Genomic DNA, 20,412 nt, shown 5'->3' on the forward strand with positions numbered 1-20,412 from the left:
CTCCTCTGCGGCACACGTCGGCCGCCGCCTCGGCTGCGGGTGAAGCCTAGACGAGAACCCGGGAACACGAGACCCAGTTGCACCGGTACTCGTATTGTTGAGCAGATGAGCACCACACACGTCCTCGCGCCGGTCGCGGGGCGCGCGGTTCCGCTGCAGGACGTTCCCGACCCGGTCTTCTCCCAGGGCATGGTCGGATACGGCGCCGCCGTCGAGCCGCCCCATCGGGTCACCGAGGCGACCGCCCCCGTCGGCGGCACGTTGCTGAAGCTGCTTCCGCACGCGTTCGTCGTCATGACCCCGGACAACGTCGGGGTTCTCGTGCACCTCGGCCTGGACACCGTCGCACTCAAGGGGGAGGGCTTCACGGCGCACGCCAAGGAGGGCGACGTCGTCACCGCCGGTCAGCTCGTCATCACCTACGACGTCCCCGCCATCGTCGCCAAGGGGCTCAACCCGATCGTTCCCGTCGTTGTCATGGACGAGCGCGAGGCGGGCAACGTCGTCGCCGCCGAAGCAGTCCTCGAAGGTGCTGACATTCCCTCGGGCGCACACCTTTTCACTGCGAACAAATAGATGGAAGTCGTCATCTGCCGCGATGCCACCGAGATCGGCGGCATTGCCGCCGACGCGATCGGCGCCCTGCTGACGAGCAAGCCCGAGGCCGTGCTCGGGTTGGCCACCGGATCGTCGCCACTGGCCATCTACGACGAACTGGCGGCGCGCTGCGACCGGGGACTCGTCTCGTTTCGCCGCGCCCGCGGATTCACCCTCGACGAATACGTCGGCCTGCCCGCCGACCACCCCGAGCGGTACCGCAACGTCATCGACCAGGTGTTCACCTCGCGGGTCGACTTCGCGCCCGGTGCCGTCTCGAGCCCCGCCGGCGAGGCGGACGACATCCCGGCCGCCTGCGCGGCGTACGAGGCCGAGATCCGGGCCGCCGGCGGGGTGGACCTTCAGATCCTCGGAATCGGGACCGACGGGCACGTCGCCTTCAACGAGCCGGGATCCTCGCTGGCGTCCCGGACGCGGATCAAGACGTTGACCCGCCAGACGCGCGTCGACAACGCGCGATTCTTCGGAGGCGACGTCGAATCCGTGCCCTCGCACTGCCTCACCCAGGGGCTCGGGACCATCATGGAGGCCAGGCACCTGATTTTGGTGGCCACCGGTCGCAGCAAGGCCGAGGCCGTCCACCACCTGGTCGAAGGCGCCGTCAGCGCCATGTGGCCCGCGACCATCCTGCAGCACCATCCGCACGCCACGGTGCTGCTCGACGACGCCGCCGCCCGCCGACTTCAGCTGGTCGACTACTACCGCGAGACCTATCGCTCGAAGCCCGCCTGGCAAGGCATCTGAGTGCTGCTTGCCGCCGACACCCTGCTCACCGGTCGAGAACTGTTGCGGCCCGGCTGGATCGAGGTCGTCGACGGTGTCGTCCGGGCCGTCGGCGGTGGTCGCGCTCCGCGGCCCGTCGACCGCGACCTGGGCGCCGTCACGCTCGTCCCCGGCTTCGTCGACACCCACCTGCATGGCGGCGGGGGAGCCAACTTCACCGCGGCCACCCACGTGGAGACGGCGACCGCGGTCGACCTGCATCGCCGGCACGGCAGCACCACCCTCGTGTCCTCCCTCGTCACCGCCGGCCCCGACGAATTGCTCAGGCAGGTAACGGGATTGGCCGACGACGTCCGCACCGGCCTGATCGACGGCATTCACCTGGAGGGGCCGTGGCTGTCCACCAAGAGGTGCGGTGCACACCAGCCCGCCCTGATGCGTGACCCGGACCCCGACGAGGTCGACCGCGTGCTGGAGGCGGGCGGGGGGGCCGTCCGAATGGTCACCATCGCCCCGGAGCGTGAGGGCGCGCTCGCGGCGATCCGGCAGTTCGTGGCCGCCGGGGTGGTGGCGGCCGTGGGCCACACCGAGGCGACGTACGACCAGACGCGGGCGGCCGTCGACGCGGGTGCGACGGTCGGCACCCACCTGTTCAACGCGATGCGTCCCGTCGACCGCCGCGAGCCGGGGCCGGTCGTCGCACTCCTCGACGACCCGCGGGTGACCGTCGAGGTGATCGCCGACGGCGTTCACCTCGCGCCCGCGATCTACCGCCACGTGACGCGCAGCGTGGGGCCCGACCGGGTGTCGCTGGTGACCGACGCTATGGCGGCGACCGGGATGGCCGACGGTCGCTACCATTTGGGGCCTCTGGCCGTGGACGTCGTCGACGGAGTCGCGTCGGTGGCGGGAACGGACACCATCGCGGGCAGCACGGCGACGATGGACCGGGTGTTCCGGTTCGCCGTCGAGCACTGCGGACTACCCCGTGACACGGCATTGGACCTGGCCGTGTGCCAGGCGTCGGTCAATCCCGCGCGCGCGCTCGGCCTGTCGGCCGGCAGTCTGGTTGTCGGGGCGAAAGCCGATGTGGCAGTGCTGGACTCAGAGCTTCGGGTGGTCGGCGTGCTGCACCGCGGTTCCTGGGTCACCGAACCCGCGAGCTAGCGGCCGGTTCGCGGTCTCGCGCATGGTGAGCACCGTCGCCAGGGTCACCACCGCGGCCACGATCACGTAGTAGGCGGGTGCGACGGCGTTGCCGGTCCGGTCGGTCAGCCACGTCGCGACGTACGGCGCCGTGCCGCCGAACAGGGCGACCGAGACGTTGTAGCCGATCGAGTAGCCGGTGGAACGCACCCGCGTCGGGAACAGCTCGGCCCCGGCGGCCAGGGACGCCGAGACGAACACCGCCTCGAGGGCGGCCAACCCTGCATGCGCGGCGACGGCCGCCCCCAGGGACCCGCTGTTGAGCAGGGTGAACAGTGGATAGGCGAAGACCGCGAAGCCGACGGCGCCGGCGATCAGTAGCGGTTTACGGCCGATCCGGTCCGACAGTGCCGCCAGCGGCAGTATCAGGACCAAGGCGACGACGCTGGCCACCGTGATCGACACGAAGGCGTCGGTCTTGGTGAATCCGAGCGTCTTGGTAAAATAGGTGGGCAGATAGGTGAACACGACGTAGAAGCCCACGTTGTGGATCACGACCAGGCCGATGATCTGGAGAATGGGCCGCCACGCCGTGCGGATCGCCTCTCGCAGTGGGGAGTCGGCCACCTCGCCGCTGTCTCGGAGGCTTTCGAACTCGGGGGTGTCGCGCAGCCGCAGCCGGATGTACAAGCCGACCGCGCCGAGCACGCCCGCGATGAGGAACGGGATGCGCCACCCGTAGTCGTTCATCGCGTCCTCGGACAGGACCGCCTCGAGCGCGGTGACGGTGACCGACCCGAGCAGGAAGCCGACGACCACCGACCACACCAGGAAGGCGACGACCAGACCGCGGTGCCGCGTCGGGGCGAATTCGGCGAGAAAGCATGCACCGCTGCCATATTCGCCACCGGCCGAGAAGCCCTGCACGCAGCGCAGCAGTACCAACAGCAGCGGCGCCGCGACCCCGATCGACTCGTAGCTCGGCACCAGCCCGATGCCGAGCGTGGACAGCGACATCAGCACGACCACGATCGCCAACACGCGCTTGCGGCCGATCCGGTCGCCGAGCGGGCCGAAGAAGAATCCGCCGAGTGGACGCATGAAGAACGCCACCGCGAAGACCGCGAACGTGCTGAGTAGTGCGGCGGTGCCGTTGACCGACGGGAAGAACTTGTCGGCGATGTAGGTGGCCAGGAACCCGTAGATCGCGAAGTCGTACCACTCGACGGTGTTTCCGATCCCCGCTCCGACGACCGCTTGGCGGAGCGAGCCCGGCTCGACCTCGGTCGCCGCTGTGCTCATGGCGCCTGACTTCCCCCGCGCGGCGTCGAGTAACCCCGTTCGGCGCACGTCGCGAGCCGTTACCTCCCAGCAACTTCCCAGAAACGCAGTGGGGGAATCCCTCCGTGGATCGCTTCGCCCGTCGACGAGCTGGGAGCTCTCCATGACCGATTCACTGGCCGAACACGCCGCCGAGACCATCGCCCGCGGCATCGGCCGCAGGGGGTTCGCGCAGGCGGTGGCCGGTGTCGTCGCCGGCGTGGGCATCGCGGGCACCGCGGCAGCGTGTTCGTCGGCGACCGGGGGCGGCAGCGGCGTCACCCCGTCGAGCCCGGCGGCGGCGGGCAACGGCCCGATCCTTCAGCCGGGCAGCGGGGATCGCCCCGGTGACCACTATCTGAGCTCGGAGGTCGACCAGGTGCTGTGGGGCTACGTGCCGACCGTGGAATCGCAGTCGGTGTTGCAGATGAAGTCGGGCCAGACCGTCACCGTCGACACGGTGTCGCACGAGGGAATCCTGGAGGACCAGGGCCGAAATCCCGTGAAGTACTTCGGCTCTCACGGGGTTGCGGAGTCCGACGTCCTTCGTGACGCGGTGGACGTCGCGTCGGGATACGACCGCACGCCACGCAACTTCGACGTGGACGGCCCACACGTCGTCACCGGCCCGATCTTCGTCGAGGGCGCCCAGCCCGGCGACGTGCTGAAGATCGAGACGCTCGAAGCCACCCCGAGGGTTCCGTACGGCGTGGTGTCGAGCCGCCACGGCAAGGGCGCGCTCGGAGTGGCGGCCGACGGGGCGCCGCCGGCGGGCATCACACTCGACGAGGTGATGCCACCCCTGGCCACCGACGGCAGGAAGACCAAGAACCCAGCCCAGTACGGCAACGTCTCCACCTTCACCGCCGTCGAGGACGGCCACGGCGTCATGCCGTTCGGCAATGCCGCCGTTCGCTTTCCACTGCGGCCGTTCATGGGCATGATGGGCGTCGCCTACGCCAGCGCGCCGGGCCTGACCTCGCCCAACGCGAACTCGATCCCACCCACCCTCGGTGGCGGGAACATCGACATCGGCCTGCTGGGTCCCGGCTCGACGTTCTATCTGCCCGTGTTCGCCGAGGGTGCCCTGTTCTACGTCGGCGATCCCCATTTGGCGATGGGCGACGGCGAAGTTGCCCTGACGGCGATGGAGGGAGCCCTGCGCGGCACCTTTCGTCTGACGGTCTGCAAGAAGGGCAGTGGTGACGCACCGTCGGTCGCGTATGCCTACCCGTTTGCCGAGAACGCAGACGCCTGGATCCCGATTGGACTGTCCGATCCCGACGGCGCGGCCAACGGCCAAGGCAACGACCTCGACGTCGCGATGCGACGCGCCGTCGTCAACGCGTTGAACTTCCTCCAGGACGACCGCGGCATGGATCGTCCGACCGCATACGCCTACCTGTCGGCCGCGGCGAACTTCTCCGTCAGCCAGGTGGTCGACAAGACCGTCGGCGTGCACGCACAGATCCCCAAGGCGCACTTCGGGTAGCGGTTGACGGCCGCGTCGAAATCGACTCACCGGTCGGCGAACATCGTTCTACCCCCGAACCGTTGACCGCCTGCGGTTACGATCGCGGCTGGGGGTGAACGCCATGACCACGACGCCGGTCCTGCAGTCCGCGCTGGACGCGCGGGCGTCCGCGGGGTGGCTGCGGCGATTCGCCCGCACCACCCCCGGCGTGATCGGTCTGGTTGCCGTCGTCGTCGCGGCGTCGTGTGTGATCGCCGGCGTCGTCGTCGGCGGACAGCTCGACGGTCGCATCGCCACCAGCGATCGGATCCTCGACCACTCGGAGCCGTTCGCGTACTCCGCGCAAAAGCTCTATGCCGCACTCTCGGCCGCCGACGCGGCCGCTGCGACCGAGTATCTGTCCGGCGGGCTCGAGACGGCCCCCATGCGGGCGCGTTACCAACAGGCCCTCGCCGACGCCGCCGAGGCGTTGACCGACGCCACGCTGGGCGCGAGCGACGCGCAGACGCGCACGGCGCTGGCGCAAATCTCGGCCGAGCTGGCTGCCTACACCGGGCAGGTCGAGTCGGCCCGGGCCAACAACCGGCAAGGCTTCGCGGTCGGCGCCGCCTACTTCCGGGAAGCGTCTTCGTCGATGCAGACCTCGATGCTGCCCAGCGCCGAGCGGGTCTACACCGGAGCCCTCGCCGCGGTCGACGACGACCAGCGCGCGGTGGCCGCGCTGCCCTGGGTCGGGCTCGTGCTGCTGGCCATCGTCCTGGTCCTGGTCGTCGTCGGCTCGTGGATCCTCGTCGGGCGGACCAACCGGCAATTCAACCGGGGACTGGTGGCCGCGGCGGTCGCCGTCGTGCTGGTGATCGGGTGGATCGTGGTGGCCAACGGGTTCGCGGCGCACGGCGTCGAGCTGAGCCGCCGCGACGGCACACATCGGTTCGAAGAGCTCGCCGACGCCCGCGTCCTCGCCCAAAAGGCCAGGACCGACGAGACCCTCCAGCTCATCTCGCGCGGTGACATCACCGCGGGGGAGAAGTCCTTCGGCGACCGCATCGGCCAGCTGACCGCCCTCCTCCGCGACGAGCCCGTGGCGTCCGACCTCGTCGCCGCGTGGACGACCAGCCACGGCAAGCAGGTCGAGCTCTATCAGAGCGGTGACTATCCCGGAGCGCTTGCCCAGGCCATCGGACCCGATCCGGGCGGCTCGGCAGCGCAGTTCGGCGCCGTCGAGACGACGTTGAACGACGCCATCGAGCAGACCCGCACCACCCTGCGCGACGACGTCGGCGCGGCAGGCAGCAGCCTGTCGTGGAGTCCTACCGGCACGTTGGTGCTGATGGTGCTCGCCGCCGCGGCCGCCGTCGCGGGTCTGTGGCCGCGGCTCAAGGAGTTCCTGTGAAGGCGCGCATCGCCGCGGCACTGCTCGCCGTCGGCCTCACCGCGGCGTGTGGGACCCCGGGGTCGCCGGCGTCGGTCACGGTCACCCCCGTCAACGCCATGCCCGGTGGTGCATCGGAGGTCACCACCGCCCCGACCGCCGCGACCGCGGACTGCGACCGGGAGGCGAGTCTGCGCCCCGGTCCGCAACCCGCGCCAGGGGCCATGCCGCCCGGCTCGACGATGGCCGACATCCTGGCGCGTGGCCGCCTCGTCGTGGGCGTCGACCAGTCCACCAACCTGTTTGGCTCGCGTAACCCGGCCACCGGGCAGCTCGAGGGCTTCGACGTCGACCTGGCTCGCGAATTGGCGCGCAGCATCTTCGGTGACCCCAACCGGGCCGACCTGCGGGTGGTCACCGCGGCGCAGCGGGAGACGGCGCTGCAGGAGGGGCAGGTCGACCTGGTCGTCCGCACCTACTCGATTACGTGCGACCGGAAGAAGAAGGTCGCCTTCTCCACCCCCTACTACATCGCCAAGCAGCGCATCCTGGCGACGAAGGACTCCGGAATCCACAGTGCCGCAGACCTTTCCGGCAAGCGGGTGTGCGCGGTGACGGGCACCACCTCGCTGGCCGCGCTGTACGCGCTCAACCCACGGCCGACCCTCTACGGCGTGGGGCAGTGGACCGACTGCCTCGTCATGGTCCAACAAGGCCAAGTCGACGCCATCAGCACCGACGACGTCGTCCTGTCCGGATTGCTGGCCCAGGACCGGAACAACCTCGAGCTGGTGGGAGCCAGCATCGGCGACGAACCGTACGGAGTGGGCGTCAAACTGGAGAACCAGGACCTGGTGCGCTTCGTCAACGGCGCCCTCGCGCAAATGCGCGAGGACGGCACGTGGGAGCGTCTGTATCAGGCCAACCTGCAACAGGTTGGACCCTCGCCCGGCCCGCCGACCGCGCGGTACCAGGATTGACCACGATGCTGACCACCGAGGAGATCGATCGCGAACTCCGGGCGCGCACCGACGAGGTGAACGCGGCCTCGGCCACGCTTCTGGAACTCGACGACCATCCCGGCCTGCAGCACGTGCGACGCTATCCGCCCGCCGGCGAGACGGCGCGACGGTGGGCGCAGGTGGAGACGTCCCTCGACGGGCTGTGGCAGGACGTGGCCCGAATGACGTCGATCCTGGAGTCGGCGAAGACCCTGCGGGCCCGGCGCTCCAAGCTCGACGACGACGACCGCCGCGAGTTGACCAGGTGGCTGCGCGACCGCCCGCTCGAGGTCTCGCGTGAACGAATCCCGTTGGCGCAGAGGGTGATCACCGGACCCGGTGAGACCGTCGACTACGTGGGCTTGGCCGACATGGCCGCACACCTGCGCAATGCGTACCCCGCCGTCGTGGACTTCCTCGACGACGTCGACGGCGTCAACTCGCTGATCGCCGACCGGCTCGGACCGCTGCAGCAGCGCCTCGACGAGGCGGGGGCGACCTTCCCCGACGAGGTGGGCGACCTGCTGGCGGTGTCGGCGACCGATCCGTTGTCGCTGACGTCCCAGGACGTGGAGGCGCGCATTCGGGTGATCGCCACGGAGGTGGAGCGCAGATCGGCCGAACTCGCCGAACTGGCTGCACTGCGGTCGAATTGGCCCCACGCGCTCGCCGAGACCGCGGCGCGGCTCGACGCGCTGCGCGCCGGCACCGAGCGGCTGGTTCACGTCCGCGCCCAGGCCGAGCGTGACGTGGTCTCGGGTCCGCTCCCGGTGCACGCCGACGCCGAGCCGGCGCTACGCGCGGAGCTCGGTGCGATCACCTCACCGGATCCAGCCGCGCTGCGGTCACTCCGGCAGCGGATAGCGACCGCGCAGCGCGTCGTGGCCGAGGACGAGGAGCTGGCCCAGGGACTGCTGGATCGCCGTGTCGAACTGAAGGGGCGGTTGACGGCCTATCAGGCGAAGGCCGCCAGGCTCGACCTCGGCGAGGATCGAGACCTGCTGGCGTGCAGCCGCATTGCCTCCGGTCTGCTACACCGGCAACCGTGCGATCTGCGTGCCGTGACCAGGGCGGTCGCGGACTACCAGGAGTTGCTGGTCGAGAAACAGGGGAGCGCGAGATGACCTGCGCCGAACCGGGCTGCACCGGGACCGTCGTCGACGGATACTGCGACGTCTGTGGCACCGCCCCGCCCACGCCGGGGTCGAGGGCCACCGTGGCGAGTCGGCCCACCGCACGGTCGAAGGGCTCGGCGCGGACCGGCTCGTCGAGGTCGTCCAGCACCCGCGGTCGGCTGGGCGCCGGTGTGGTGACCATGCCGAGGATTCCGAAGGGGGATCCCGCGGCGGCCATCCTGACCGACCCCAAGGTGCCCGAGGGCAGCCGGTTCTGCGGCAACACCGACTGCGGCAAGCCCGTGGGGCGCGGCACCGACGGACACCCGGGCCGGGTCGAGGGCTTCTGCACCCAGTGCGGCACCCGATACTCGTTCGTGCCCAAGCTGTCTCGCGGCGACCTGGTCGGGGGACAGTACGAGGTGCAGGGTGCCATCGCGCACGGTGGACTCGGCTGGATCTATCTCGCCGTCGACCGCAACGTGCACAACCGCTGGGTGGTGCTCAAGGGTCTGATCAACTCCACCGACGCCGACGCGATGGCAGCCGCCGCGGCCGAGGTGCTCACGCTGTCCGAGGTCGAGCATCCGAACATCGTCCGGATCTACAACTTCGTCGAACACCTGGACGCTGGGGCGACGGCCCCCGTCGGCTACATCGTCATGGAGTACGTCGGAGGCACGTCGCTCAAGCAGATCCGCAAGGCCCGCAACGCGCCACTGCCACCCGACCAAGCCGTCGCCTACCTCGTCGAGATCGCGCCCGCCGTCGCCTATCTGCACGCCCAGGGCCTGGCCTACTGTGACTTCAAGCCCGACAACGTGATGCAGACCGACGAGCAGCTCAAGCTGATCGACCTCGGTGCGGTCATCGCGATGGACGACGAGGAGAGTGCGATCTTCGGGACCGCCGGCTATCAGGCGCCGGAGATCGCCCAGACCGGGCCCACCGTGGCCAGTGACGTCTACACCGTCGGGCGCACCCTTGCCGTGCTCGTGATGGACGTGCCGCAGGCACACGGCCGCTTCGTCGACGAGTTGCCCGGACCCGACACCATGCCGGTGCTCTCGACGTACGAGTCGTTGCACCGCGCGATCCTGCGCGCCACCGACGTCGACCCGCTGCGCCGGTTCTCCTCGATCGAGGAGATGGCCGATCAGCTCACCGGCGTGCTGCACGAAATCGCCGCCACCGACACGGGAGTCGCGCGTCCACGCCAGTCGAGCTACTTCAGCCCTCAGCGCGAGGTGTACGGCGCCGGCCGAGACGCAGCGGTGAAGCCGGCCCGGATCATCGCGGCCCTGCCCGTCCCCGTGGTCGACCCGACCGACTCCGGCGCCGCGCTGCTGGCGACCACCAGCGGCACCACGCCCGCTCGGCTCGAGCACGCCCTCGACCTCGCCCGCGGTGGCACCAACCAGGGTGCCAGCACGTCGGTCGAGGTCCCGCTGCGGCTGGTGCGCGCGTCGTTGGAGCTCGGTGCCCTGGACAAGGCCAGGGCCCGCCTCGCCGAGCTGGATCCGGTGATCGCCGGGGACTGGCGGCTGTCGTGGTACGGCGGGCAGTGCGCCCTCCTCGAGGGTCGATTCGACCAGGCGGCAGCAGATTTCGACACCGTTCTGGCCACGTTGCCGGGTGAGCTCGCCCCCAAGCTGGCGCTCGCCGCCACCGCCGAACTGCGCGGCGCCCGCGAGGACGCGCAGCGGTACTACGAGATGGTGTGGCGGACCGACCGCGGCTACGTCAGCGCCGCCTTTGGTCTGGCGCGGCAACGAGAGCGCGCAGGAGACCGGGTCGGCGCCGTCGCGGCGCTCGACCAGATACCTTCTGCCTCTTCGCATTTCACCGATGCCGGCGCCGCCGCGATCGAGATCCTGCTTGACGGGCAGCCGGCGGAGAAGCTGGACGAAAAGACCCTCGTCGATGTCGACCGGCGAGCCAGCGCTCTGGCGCTGGAGTCGAACGCCAAGCGAGCGTTGCTGCGGCTGCGCGTGCTGGGTGCCGCACTCGGGTGGCTGGAGGCCGGGCAGCGCACCACCGTCCCTCGCCTGCTCGGCGCGGACTTCACCGTGGCGGGATTGCGCACGGGGATGGAGCGCTGCTACCGCGACCTGGCCCGCGAGTCCTCGGGGGTGTGGGAGCGCATCGACCTGGTCGAGAAGGCCAACGCGATCAGACCGAGGACACGGGTATGACCGGGGCCATCACCGACGGGCCCGCCACGTGCCCCTCGTGCGCGACGCCGGTCGGAGGGTCGGACCGGTTCTGTGAGAGCTGTGGCGGGCCGCTCTTCGAGGTGCCGGAACCGACGTTCGAGAGGGTGGCCATTCCGCGGCCGGGCCCGGTCGAGGGAGCGTGTGCCGATTGCGGCAACGACGCATTCTCCGACGGCTACTGCACCGGGTGCGGCCACCGTCGCGCCGCACCCGATCGCGACGAGGCGCACGTCGGCGCCATCGTCCTCGTCACCGACCGCGGCCTGCACCACGCGCGTAACGAGGACGCCGCCGCGGCGGGAACGGTGACCGGTGTTCCCGGCGTTCCGGCGGCGCGCGCCGTCGTCGTGTGCGACGGAGTGTCCAGCTCCGGAGAGCCGCAGATGGCGTCGGCCGCCGCGTCCGCGGCCGGCGTCGAGGGCATGGTCGCGGCGTTGGCCGCGGCCGGTACGACGCACGCCGCGGTCCTCGCGGGGCTCGCCGCGGCGACCAGGGCGGCCGCCGACGCCGGTGCCGGCCTCGACCCGGACAACGCGCCGTCGTGCACCTATACCGGTGTGGCGGTCGTGGCGAAGAACCAAGGGACGGTCCAGGTCACGGTCGGCAACGTCGGAGACAGCCGGGCCTATTGGCTGCCCGAACCGCCCGCGCAACCGCAACAGCTCACGCTCGACGACTCGGTGGCCCAGGAGCTGGTGACGGCCGGAGCCGCCGCCGATTCGGAGGCCGTGCAGCGGGGCGCGCACACCATCACCCGGTGGCTGGGTGCCGACTCCGAGGCGCAACCCTGGTCGGATTCGAGCGTGCGGACCCTCACCCTGACGGGACCCGGATCGCTGCTGCTGTGTTCGGACGGCCTGTGGAACTATCTGCCCGACGCCGCCGACATCGCCCGGTTCTGCTCGGGGCAGGACCCCACCGCCGCGGCCCGGGCGCTCACCGAGTTCGCTCTGCAGGCCGGCGGTGACGACAACATCACCGTCGCAGTGATTCCGATCGGAGGAACTACATGAGTTCAGCTGGGCCAGAAGGCATCTCCGGGTTCTCCGTCGACGTCGACCACAACCCGTACCTGCCCGAGGGGTCGGGCACGGTCGACGCGATCGTCAGCATCACCATCGGAAGTGACGTCGCGGTGGCGAGCGCGCCCACCCAACGCGTGGAGGCCATCATCATCGATTGCTCGACGTCGATGCTCAAGCCTGCGGGCAAGTTCGACGGCGCGAAACGGGCGACCCTCGCCGCGATCGACGAGCTCAGCGACGGAACGTACTTCGTCGTCGTCTGTGGAACCGCCAGCGCGGCGGCGATCTACCCGCCGGACGGCACGCCGACGCGGGCGAGCGCGTCGACCAGGAAGGAGGCGGCGTGGGCGGTCGACGGCTTGATCCCCTACGGCGGCACCGCGATGGGCACGTGGCTGGCGTTCGTCCGTGACGTCGTCGGCCGGTATCCGGGCGCGCTGACCCACGCGATCCTGCTCACCGACGGCAAGGACGAGCACGAGACGCCCGAACAGCTGCAGCAGGAAATCGCGCTCAGCGTCGGACGGTTCACATGCGACTGCCGCGGGGTCGGAACCGCCTGGCGCGTCGACGAATTGCGGTCGATCTCCTCGGCCTTGATGGGCACCGTGGACATCGTCGCCGACGCCGACGACCTCGCTGCGGACTTCGCGGCGATGATGCGCGCCTCGATGGGCAAGTCGATCCCCGATCTGACCCTGCGGGTGTGGACACCCGCGGGTGCCACCGTGGAGTTCGTCAAGCAGGTCGCCCCGACCGTCGAGGACCTGACCGACCGCCGGGTGGACACGAGTGCGCAGATCGGCGAATACCCGCTGGGCTCCTGGGGAGCCGAGGATCGCGACTACCACGTCCAGGTCGCCGTCGAACCGGCCGCGGCCGGCAAGGAGAAGTTGGCCGCGAGGGTGACCGTCGTTGCGGGAGAACAGGTTCTGGGTCAGGGCCTGGTCAACGCACTGTGGACGGCGGACACGGCGTTGTCGGCGAGGATCAACCGCCGGGTGGCGCACTACACCGGCCAGGCGGAGTTGGCCGACGCCGTTCAGCAGGGGCTGGCGGCGCGTCGTGACGGCGACGTGGCGACCGCCACGGCGAAACTGCAGCGCGCCATGGAGTTGGCCGTGGAGTCGGGCAACGACGACAAGGTCGCCGAACTCGGCAAGGTCATCGACGTCGACCAGCGGACGGGGACGGCGCGCCTCAAACGCGAGGTGGCGGCGGCCGACGAGATGGCGCTCGACGCGCGGTCGACGAAGACCGCCCGCGTACGGAAGGAGAAGCCCGCCTGATGCCGATCTGCGCAGAGGGACACACCTCGGCCGCCGAGGACTACTGCGACGTGTGTGGGGCGCCGATCGGGTCGCCGTCCGCCCCGGTCGCGTCGCCGCCGGCCGCGGCGAAGGCCTGCCCCGCGTGCGGGGCGTCGATCAGTGGACGCTTCTGCGAGACGTGCGGCCACGACTCCGCGCTGCCCGCGCCGGCCACGCCCGTGCAGGCGTCCGTGACGTGGACCGCGGTGGTGCGCGCCGACCGGGAGTTCTACGACCGCGTGGTGGCCCGAGGCGGACCCGACAGCGTCGACTTTCCGCAGTTCTTCCCGGAACGCCGCATCACGATTCAGGGCGACACCGCGCTGATCGGGCGGCACAACCGCGATCAGGGCGTCACCCCCGAGATCGATCTCGGCCTGCAGCCCGCCGACCGTGGCGTGTCCACGCAGCACGCGGTGCTGCGGATCCATGACGGCGGTCCGACGATCACCGATCTGGGCTCCACCAACGGCACCAGCCTCAACGGCAGCGAGGATCTGCTGGCCAACGGGGTCGAGACCCCCCTGTCCGACGGTGACCGCATCCACGTCGGCGCGTGGACGACCATCAAGATCGAGAAACAGCAGTAATAACGCGTACGGCGGGTTCACAATGTCCCTAGGTCCGGCAACTTGGGGGCACAGTGACCGAGCCGAACGAGCGCACGTCGCGTACGTCGCGGCAGTCGTTCCGCGTGCACGATCAGCTGAAGGACGCCCGCAATCAGTCGGCGGCCAGCCGCGAGATCCTCGCCGCTCTCGGCAAGGACGCCGCCAACACCGACGCGGTGCTCGACATCGTCGTCGAATACTCCGCGCGACTCTGCGGCGCCAAGGCGGCACAACTCTTCCTCGCCGACGGTGAGCTGTTCCGCGTCTCGCGGGTCTCCGGCGACACGCCCGAGGAGTACCGCGAGTATCTGGTCGACCATCCGATCGCGCGCAACCGCTCGTCGACGGTCGGGCGGGCCGCCGCCGACAAGTGCACCAACCAGATCGCCGACGTGCTCAACGACGCCGAATACGGACGCTCGGACCTGCAGAAGCTGACCGGCTTCCGCACCTTGCTCTCGACGCCGATGCTCCTGGAGGACGAGGTCGTCGGGGTGCTGTCCATGTGGCGCACCGACGTGGCGGCCTTCAACGACCAGGAGCGCGAACGCCTGGAGGAGTTCGCGGCCCAGGGTGCCCTCGCGTTGCGGCAGGCCAACTTGATGCGGGCGCTCACCTCCCGAGAGGCCCTGCTGACCAGCAAGGTGGAGCAGCTCGAAGCCCTACGCGAGGTCGGTGAGGCGGTCGGCTCGAGCCTGGACCTCGACGTGGTGTTGCACCAGATCGTCGGAAACGCCGTGCGCCTCACCAACCGCGGCTTCGGCGACATCACCTTGCGGACCGACGGCGGCTCGATCCTGGAGTACGACGACACGACGGGCACGTTCCACGTCCACGCCATCGGTGTGAGTCCCATTCTGCTGCAACGGCTTCGGGGCATCACCATTGACCGCGACTCGACGCTGGTGGGCCGGACGGCCCACGAACGACGACCGATCGAGGTGGCCGACCTCGCGGCGGTGGTGCGAGACCCGCACCTCGAGGTGCTGTTCGCCGACGGGTGGCGCTCCGTGCTCGCCGTCCCGATGCTGCGCGGCGACAAGATCGTGGGCGTACTGGTGATCCGCCGGCGGGGTACGGGTGCGTTCCCCTGCGACGTCATCACGTTGCTCGAGACCTTTGCCAGCCAGTCCGCGCTCGCCATCGTCAACGCGCGGCTGTTTCGTGAACTCGAGACCAAGACCAGCGAGCTGGAGGTCGCCAGCCGGCACAAGTCGGAATTCCTGGCCAGCATGTCCCATGAACTGCGCACGCCGTTGAACGCGGTGAACGGGTTCTCCGAGGTGCTCCTCGACCGGACGTTCGGCGAGATCAACGACCGCCAGGAGGAGTACCTGCGCGACATCTGGAACTCGGGCCGGCATCTGGTCGCGCTGGTCAACGACATCCTGGACCTCTCGAAGGTCGAGGAGGGCCACATGGCCCTGCAGCCCACCACGTTCGCGGTGAGCGGTGCGATGGAGGCAACGCTGACCATGGAGCGGGAGCGGGCGACGCGTCACGCCATCGCCTTGACACTCGAGGTGGGCGACGACGTCGACCTGATCGACGCCGACGAACGACGGTTCACACAGGTGCTGCTGAACCTGGTGTCCAACGCCGTCAAGTTCACCCCCGACGGCGGCCGCGTCGGCGTCCACGCCCGCCGCGAGGGAACCGAGCTGGTGGTCACGGTGACCGACACCGGACCCGGGGTGGCGCCGGGGGACCAGGTGCGGATCTTCGACTCCTTCCAGCAGGGCAGCCGCGGAAACCCCAAGGAGGAGGGCACCGGCCTCGGTCTCACGCTGTGCCGGCGGATGGTCGAACTGTTCGGCGGAAGGCTCTGGCTGGACAGCACGTTGGGTGTCGGAAGCACGTTCGGCTTTACGCTGCCCGGGCTGCGGGAACGCCGGCGCGAGGATGACCCACCCAGCCTCGGCGGTCCGCCCGTCATCGTGCTGCTCGACGAGGACCCAGCCTCCCAGGATCTGGTCGAGGCCTATCTCGACGGCTTCCCGGCTGCGGTGATGCGGGCGTGGGACGGGGTGCGGGCGCTCGAGCTCATACGCTCGGTGCGTCCGGCCGCGGTCGTGCTCGAGGTCGGGTTGCCGGGCCTCGACGGCTGGCAGGTGATCGCCCAGGTGAAGGCGGACCCGGCGACCGCCGCCATCCCGTTGATCGTCGCCTCGAGGATCGACGACCGGCCCCGCGGTCTCGCCCTCGGTGCCGCCGCATACCTGCTCAAGCCGATCCGGCGGGACGAACTCGTCGACGCATTGCGTTGCGTCGGAGCGCTGTCCGAGGTGGAGACGTCGTGATGGACGCGCCGGTGACGGTGCTGGCCGTCGACGACCAGCCGATCAACCTGAGACTCCTCGACGCGGTACTCGCGCCACGCGGGCACCGCGTGCTGACCGCCTCGTCGGGGCCAGCTGCCCTCGCCCTGCTCGAGACCGAGGACGTCGACTTGGTCCTGCTCGACATTCTGATGCCCGACATGGACGGGCACGACGTGTGCCGAGCGATACGAGCTACGCCCGCAACCGAATTCCTCCCCGTCGTAATGGTCACGGCCAGCGGCAACGAACAGCGGCTGGTCGCCCTGCAGTCGGGTGCCGACGACTTCGTCATGAAACCGTTCGACCAAGCCGAGCTGTGTGCCCGGGTCGCCTCGCTGGCACGGATCAAGCGGTACCAGGACACGATTCGACGTCAGGCCGACGAGCTGGCGCGGTGGAACGCCGAACTCGAAACCCGGGTGGCCGAGCAGGTGGAGGAGCTCCAACGCACCAGCCGCCTTCGCCGGTTCCTGTCCCCGCAGCTGGCCGACCTGGTCGTCGGCGACGAGACGCTGCTGCAGAGTCATCGTCGCGAGATCGTGGTCGTCTTCTGCGATCTGCGGAACTTCACCCCCTTCGCCGAAGCCAGCGAGCCCGAGGAGGTGATGGGGGTGCTCGCCGAATATCACCACGCCATGGGATCGCTGGTACACCAATACGGGGCCACCCTGGAGAGATTCACCGGCGACGGGATCATGGCGTTCTTCAACGATCCCGTGCTGCAGGACGATGCCGCCGAACGTGCGGTGAGGATGTCGATCGGCATCCGTGACGCCGTGAGAGAGCTTGCGGCTCAATGGCGTCGACGGGGCCACGACCTGGCGCTGGGAATTGGCATCGCCCAGGGCTTCGCCACGCTCGGAAGGATCGGGTTCGAGAGTCGTTTCGACTACTCCGCAATCGGCAGCGTGACCAACTTGTCCGCCCGGCTGTGCGGCGACGCCGGTCCATGGCAGGTGCTGGTCACCGACCGCGTCCTGGCGGCCACCGAGCACCTCGCGGTCGCCGAGCCGGTCGGCGACGTCACACCCAAGGGATTCAGCCGCTCGGTGCGGGTCCACAACATCACGGAACTCAAACGAAACTAGTTGGTAGACATGATGAAACAAGAAGACCCCGGTCGTCGGCTCTCGCAGCTCGACGACGACGAACGTTATCGCGTCTTCGACCGGCTGCAGCAGTCGATGCCGGCTGTCTGGTCGTCGATGCAACGCGGCTTCGACGACGAGTCGGTGGTGGTGGTGCCGTCGATCAGCATGGACGGGCCGACCTCGAGGAGCGGCACCGTCATGCAGGCGATGGAGGAGCGCGCGCTGTTCCTCCTGCTCCTTCTGCGACAGCCACGCCTGCGGATGATCTACGTGACCTCGCAGCCGGTGGCGGAGGCCACCATCGAGTACTACCTCGGTCTGCTTCCCGGGGTGATCCCGAGTCACGCCAGGGCACGGCTGACCCTGGTTCCCGTCGGCGACGCGTCGTCGGACTCGCTCAGCGCGAAGCTGCTGGCGCGACCACGGCTGCTGCGGACCATCCGGACGCTCATTCCCAACCCGGCCAAGAGCCATCTGATCCCGTACAACACCACGCCGCTCGAACGCGACGTGGCGCTGAGCCTGGGCATCCCGATGTACGGCGCCGACCCGCGGCTGGAGGACCTCGGGACCAAGACCGGCTGCCGCCGGATGTTCGACGAGCTCGGGGTGCCGTGCCCGGTCGGCGCGGAGGACCTCCACACGGTGGACGACGTCGTCGCGGCCGTCCAGGGCATGCGACGGCGACGGCCCTCGCTCACCGAGGCGATCGTCAAGCTCAACGACGGCGTCTCGGGATCGGGCAACGCGTTGGTCGACCTGCACGGGTTGCCGCCGTCGGGCGCACCGGAGGAGGCGGCCGCGATCACCGAGCGACTGCTCGGCATGCAGTTGGAGGCCGAGGACCTCGCTCTCGACGTGTACCTCGCGGCATTCGCCGAACACGGCGGCATCGTGGAGGAGCGCATCACCGGCGTCTCGCTGACGAGTCCCAGCGTCCAGATGCGGGCGCTGCCGGACGGCACCGTGGAGCTGCTGTCCACCCACGACCAACTGTTGGGTGGCGCCAGCGGGCAGAAGTACCTCGGCTGCGTGTTCCCCGCCGATCCGGGCTACGCCGTGCTGATCGCCGAACCGGCGATGGTGATCGGTCGGCACCTCGCGAAGCTCGGCGTGCTGGGTCGGTTCGCGGTGGACTTCGTCACCGTGCAGGACGAGACCGGTGCCTGGACGCCATATGCGATCGAGCTGAACCTCCGGAAGGGCGGCACGACCCACCCGTTCCTCACGCTGCAGTTTCTCACCGACGGGCACTACGACGGCGAACGCGGCGTCTTCCTGACGCCGGGCGGCAGCAGCAAGCATCTCGTGGCGACCGACCACTTCGAGGACGACCGACTGAAGGCTCTGACCGTTGCGGACCTGTTCGACATCGTCGTCGCCGAGGGGCTGCACTTCGACCAGGCCCGTCGTACCGGTGTCGTGTTCCACATGATCAGCTGCCTGACCGAATGTGGTCGCGTAGGGCTGACCGCCGTGGGCGACGACCCTGCGGATGCGCAGCGGATCTACCTCCAGGCGCAGTCGGTGCTGCTGCGGGAGGCCGACGTCGCCCTTCGGGAAGGAGCCGTGATCGGTTGAGCCGGCACCGGGTCAGTAACCTGGGCCAGGTGTTGATCGTGAACCTGCCGGCCGCGGCCACCGCCGGGTTCAGCGTGCGGCCGCGATAGTGGAACTCAACGACCGCGTCTACCGGCTCATGCGGCCGCTCACCAGGGTGTTGTCCCTTCGGGCCATCGTCGTCGTCGCCGCCCTGGCGGTCATCGTCCTGGTCATCGTGCTCGGGACGTGGGTGTGGGTGGGCGTGACCGACGACCAGTACAGCCAACTCGACCGACGACTCGACTCGGTGAGCAGCCTCGGCGACGTCAGCAACCTGCTGAGCAACACGCCCAACACCGACGTCCGGCAGCCCAAGCCCGACGGCAACGTCATCCGTACCGCACGCATCGGTGGCATCACCGTCTCGGTGCCCGACGACGTCGTCCTGCCCGAGCTCGCCGACGGGTACGCCACCACGGAGATCGACGGCGTGCCATACCGGGTGCGGACCTTCTCCGCAGGCCCCGGCTCGATCGCCCTCGGTGCGCCGCTGGCCGAGACCCAGCACCGCATCGACGAACTGCACCGGCGCGTCTTGCTGATTTGCAGCGGCGTGATCGTGGGCACCGTGCTGGTCGGCTGGGTGATCTCGCTGTTGATGATCGTCCCGTTCCGGCTGTTGGCGCAGCAGGCGCGGGCGATCAACGCCCAATCCATGCCCGACGGGGTTCAGGTGCGCGGCGTCCGGGAGGCCGTCGAGATCGCCGAGGCGGTCGAGGGCATGCTCGCCCGCATCGGCACCGAGCAGCAACGCACCAGGGCGGCACTGGAGTCCGCGCGGGACTTCGCCGCGGTGGCCTCCCACGAGTTGCGCACTCCGCTGACGGCGATGCGCACCAACCTCGAGGTGCTCTCCACCCTGGACCTCGCCCAGGAGCAGCGCGACGAGGTCATCAACGACGTGGTGCGCACCCAGGGCAGAATCGAGGCGACGCTCACGGCCCTGGAACGGCTCGCCCAGGGCGAACTCACCACGGCCGACGACTTCGTCTCCTTCGACGTCACCGAGATGCTCGACCGCGCCGCGCACGACGCCCAACGCGTGTACCCCCGCTTGCACGTCACCCTCGCGCCGTCGCCGTCGAAGATGATCGTGGGACTGCCCGCCGGTCTGCGGCTGGTGATCGACAACGCCATCGCCAACGCGGTCAAACACGGTGACGCCACGGAGATTCGGCTGAGCGTGGTGAGTTCGGTCGCCGGCGTCGAGATCGCCGTCGACGACAACGGTGCCGGCGTGCCGGAGGAGGAGCGGGCGGCGGTCTTCGAACGCTTCGCCCGCGGTACGACCGCGTCGCGATCGGGCTCAGGGCTGGGACTGGCGCTGGTCGCCCAACAGGCCGAATTGCACGGCGGCTCAGCAGAACTCGACGTCAGCCCGCTCGGCGGGGCCCGGCTGCTGCTGCGGCTGCCGAGCCAGGAGGCCAAGCGGGACGGGGTGCTGACGCCGTCGCTGGCCTAGCGCCC

Annotated in this window: 16 protein-coding genes; 15 read left to right on the forward strand and 1 reads right to left on the reverse strand. The window is 69.7% G+C overall.

The genetic code is table 11. The annotated features are described in order from the left end of the window. Window positions 1–105 precede the first annotated feature (105 nt). Genes H7J06_RS10455 through nagA form a run of 3 tightly spaced genes read left to right on the forward strand, consistent with a single transcriptional unit; the run spans window position 106 to window position 2,508 of the window. Window positions 106–576, forward strand: a complete 471-nt coding sequence (locus H7J06_RS10455) for a PTS sugar transporter subunit IIA (protein WP_264038701.1) — start codon at window positions 106–108, stop codon at window positions 574–576. After that, the gene (gene nagB, locus H7J06_RS10460) at window positions 577–1,362 is read left to right on the forward strand and encodes a glucosamine-6-phosphate deaminase (RefSeq protein WP_264038702.1); all 786 of its coding nucleotides are present in this window, start codon (window positions 577–579) and stop codon (window positions 1,360–1,362) included. Next, on the forward strand, window positions 1,363–2,508 hold the full coding sequence (gene nagA, locus H7J06_RS10465) for an N-acetylglucosamine-6-phosphate deacetylase (RefSeq protein WP_264038703.1): 1,146 nt from the start codon (window positions 1,363–1,365) through the stop codon (window positions 2,506–2,508). Here nagA and H7J06_RS10470 read toward each other — a convergent pair. Next, window positions 2,446–3,789, reverse strand: a complete 1,344-nt coding sequence (locus tag H7J06_RS10470) for an MFS transporter (RefSeq protein WP_264038704.1) — start codon at window positions 3,787–3,789, stop codon at window positions 2,446–2,448. The two genes, nagA and H7J06_RS10470, sit on opposite strands and share 63 nt — an antisense overlap. Before the next feature lie 142 nt (window positions 3,790–3,931). Here H7J06_RS10470 and H7J06_RS10475 point away from each other — a divergent pair, with 142 nt between their 5' ends. The 12 genes from H7J06_RS10475 (at window position 3,932) to H7J06_RS10530 (ending at window position 20,407) form a co-directional block, all read left to right on the forward strand. Then, window positions 3,932–5,299: an acetamidase/formamidase family protein gene (locus tag H7J06_RS10475; protein ID WP_264038705.1), complete on the forward strand. Its 1,368-nt coding sequence runs from the start codon at window positions 3,932–3,934 to the stop codon at window positions 5,297–5,299. Window positions 5,300–5,402: 103 nt separating this feature from the next. Then, a complete protein-coding gene (locus H7J06_RS10480) occupies window positions 5,403–6,674 on the forward strand; it encodes a GlnX family signal transduction membrane protein (RefSeq protein WP_264038706.1) in 1,272 nt (423 codons plus the stop codon). After that, window positions 6,671–7,633, forward strand: a complete 963-nt coding sequence (locus H7J06_RS10485) for a glutamate ABC transporter substrate-binding protein (protein WP_264038708.1) — start codon at window positions 6,671–6,673, stop codon at window positions 7,631–7,633. The genes H7J06_RS10480 and H7J06_RS10485 overlap by 4 nt, the downstream gene beginning before the upstream one ends. A 5-nt stretch (window positions 7,634–7,638) precedes the next feature. Beyond that, window positions 7,639–8,778, forward strand: a complete 1,140-nt coding sequence (locus H7J06_RS10490; RefSeq protein ID WP_264038709.1) for a hypothetical protein — start codon at window positions 7,639–7,641, stop codon at window positions 8,776–8,778. Next, window positions 8,775–10,964 carry a serine/threonine-protein kinase gene (locus H7J06_RS10495; RefSeq protein ID WP_264038710.1) on the forward strand — a complete coding sequence of 730 codons (2,190 nt, stop codon included), beginning with the start codon at window positions 8,775–8,777 and terminating at the stop codon, window positions 10,962–10,964. The genes H7J06_RS10490 and H7J06_RS10495 overlap by 4 nt, the downstream gene beginning before the upstream one ends. Further along, on the forward strand, window positions 10,961–11,998 hold the full coding sequence (locus H7J06_RS10500; protein WP_264038711.1) for a PP2C family protein-serine/threonine phosphatase: 1,038 nt from the start codon (window positions 10,961–10,963) through the stop codon (window positions 11,996–11,998). The genes H7J06_RS10495 and H7J06_RS10500 overlap by 4 nt, the downstream gene beginning before the upstream one ends. Beyond that, complete coding sequence (locus H7J06_RS10505; protein WP_264038712.1) at window positions 11,995–13,299, forward strand: VWA domain-containing protein; 1,305 nt, start codon at window positions 11,995–11,997, stop codon at window positions 13,297–13,299. The genes H7J06_RS10500 and H7J06_RS10505 overlap by 4 nt, the downstream gene beginning before the upstream one ends. Further along, window positions 13,299–13,910 (forward strand): FHA domain-containing protein, encoded by a 612-nt coding sequence (locus H7J06_RS10510; protein WP_264038713.1) that lies wholly within the window; start codon window positions 13,299–13,301, stop codon window positions 13,908–13,910. The genes H7J06_RS10505 and H7J06_RS10510 overlap by 1 nt, the downstream gene beginning before the upstream one ends. A gap of 53 nt (window positions 13,911–13,963) precedes the next feature. After that, window positions 13,964–16,231: an ATP-binding protein gene (locus H7J06_RS10515; RefSeq protein ID WP_264038714.1), complete on the forward strand. Its 2,268-nt coding sequence runs from the start codon at window positions 13,964–13,966 to the stop codon at window positions 16,229–16,231. Next, window positions 16,231–17,340 carry an adenylate/guanylate cyclase domain-containing protein gene (locus tag H7J06_RS10520; RefSeq protein ID WP_264038799.1) on the forward strand — a complete coding sequence of 370 codons (1,110 nt, stop codon included), beginning with the start codon at window positions 16,231–16,233 and terminating at the stop codon, window positions 17,338–17,340. Before H7J06_RS10515 ends, H7J06_RS10520 begins: the two co-directional genes overlap by 1 nt. A gap of 9 nt (window positions 17,341–17,349) precedes the next feature. Further along, entirely contained in the window at window positions 17,350–18,924 is a 1,575-nt protein-coding gene (locus H7J06_RS10525) for a peptide ligase PGM1-related protein (RefSeq protein WP_264038716.1), read from the forward strand. Between the two features lie 118 nt (window positions 18,925–19,042). Next, window positions 19,043–20,407 (forward strand): sensor histidine kinase, encoded by a 1,365-nt coding sequence (locus H7J06_RS10530; RefSeq protein ID WP_264038800.1) that lies wholly within the window; start codon window positions 19,043–19,045, stop codon window positions 20,405–20,407. Window positions 20,408–20,412: the final 5 nt, after the last annotated feature.

It is taken from the genome of Mycolicibacterium hodleri (assembly GCF_025822245.1).
In the GTDB taxonomy this organism is placed as follows: domain Bacteria; phylum Actinomycetota; class Actinomycetes; order Mycobacteriales; family Mycobacteriaceae; genus Mycobacterium; species Mycobacterium hodleri.

Coding starts and splice junctions, on each gene's coding strand:
- H7J06_RS10520 (WP_264038799.1), top strand. CDS start 16,231: ATGGACGCGCCGGTGACGGTGCTGGCCGTCGACGACCAGCCGATCAAC.
- H7J06_RS10490 (WP_264038709.1), top strand. CDS start 7,639: ATGCTGACCACCGAGGAGATCGATCGCGAACTCCGGGCGCGCACCGAC.
- H7J06_RS10500 (WP_264038711.1), top strand. CDS start 10,961: ATGACCGGGGCCATCACCGACGGGCCCGCCACGTGCCCCTCGTGCGCG.
- H7J06_RS10455 (WP_264038701.1), top strand. CDS start 106: ATGAGCACCACACACGTCCTCGCGCCGGTCGCGGGGCGCGCGGTTCCG.
- nagB (WP_264038702.1), top strand. CDS start 577: ATGGAAGTCGTCATCTGCCGCGATGCCACCGAGATCGGCGGCATTGCC.
- H7J06_RS10470 (WP_264038704.1), bottom strand. CDS start 3,789: ATGAGCACAGCGGCGACCGAGGTCGAGCCGGGCTCGCTCCGCCAAGCG.
- H7J06_RS10530 (WP_264038800.1), top strand. CDS start 19,043: ATGCGGCCGCTCACCAGGGTGTTGTCCCTTCGGGCCATCGTCGTCGTC.
- H7J06_RS10480 (WP_264038706.1), top strand. CDS start 5,403: ATGACCACGACGCCGGTCCTGCAGTCCGCGCTGGACGCGCGGGCGTCC.
- H7J06_RS10505 (WP_264038712.1), top strand. CDS start 11,995: ATGAGTTCAGCTGGGCCAGAAGGCATCTCCGGGTTCTCCGTCGACGTC.
- H7J06_RS10495 (WP_264038710.1), top strand. CDS start 8,775: ATGACCTGCGCCGAACCGGGCTGCACCGGGACCGTCGTCGACGGATAC.
- H7J06_RS10525 (WP_264038716.1), top strand. CDS start 17,350: ATGATGAAACAAGAAGACCCCGGTCGTCGGCTCTCGCAGCTCGACGAC.
- H7J06_RS10475 (WP_264038705.1), top strand. CDS start 3,932: ATGACCGATTCACTGGCCGAACACGCCGCCGAGACCATCGCCCGCGGC.
- H7J06_RS10510 (WP_264038713.1), top strand. CDS start 13,299: ATGCCGATCTGCGCAGAGGGACACACCTCGGCCGCCGAGGACTACTGC.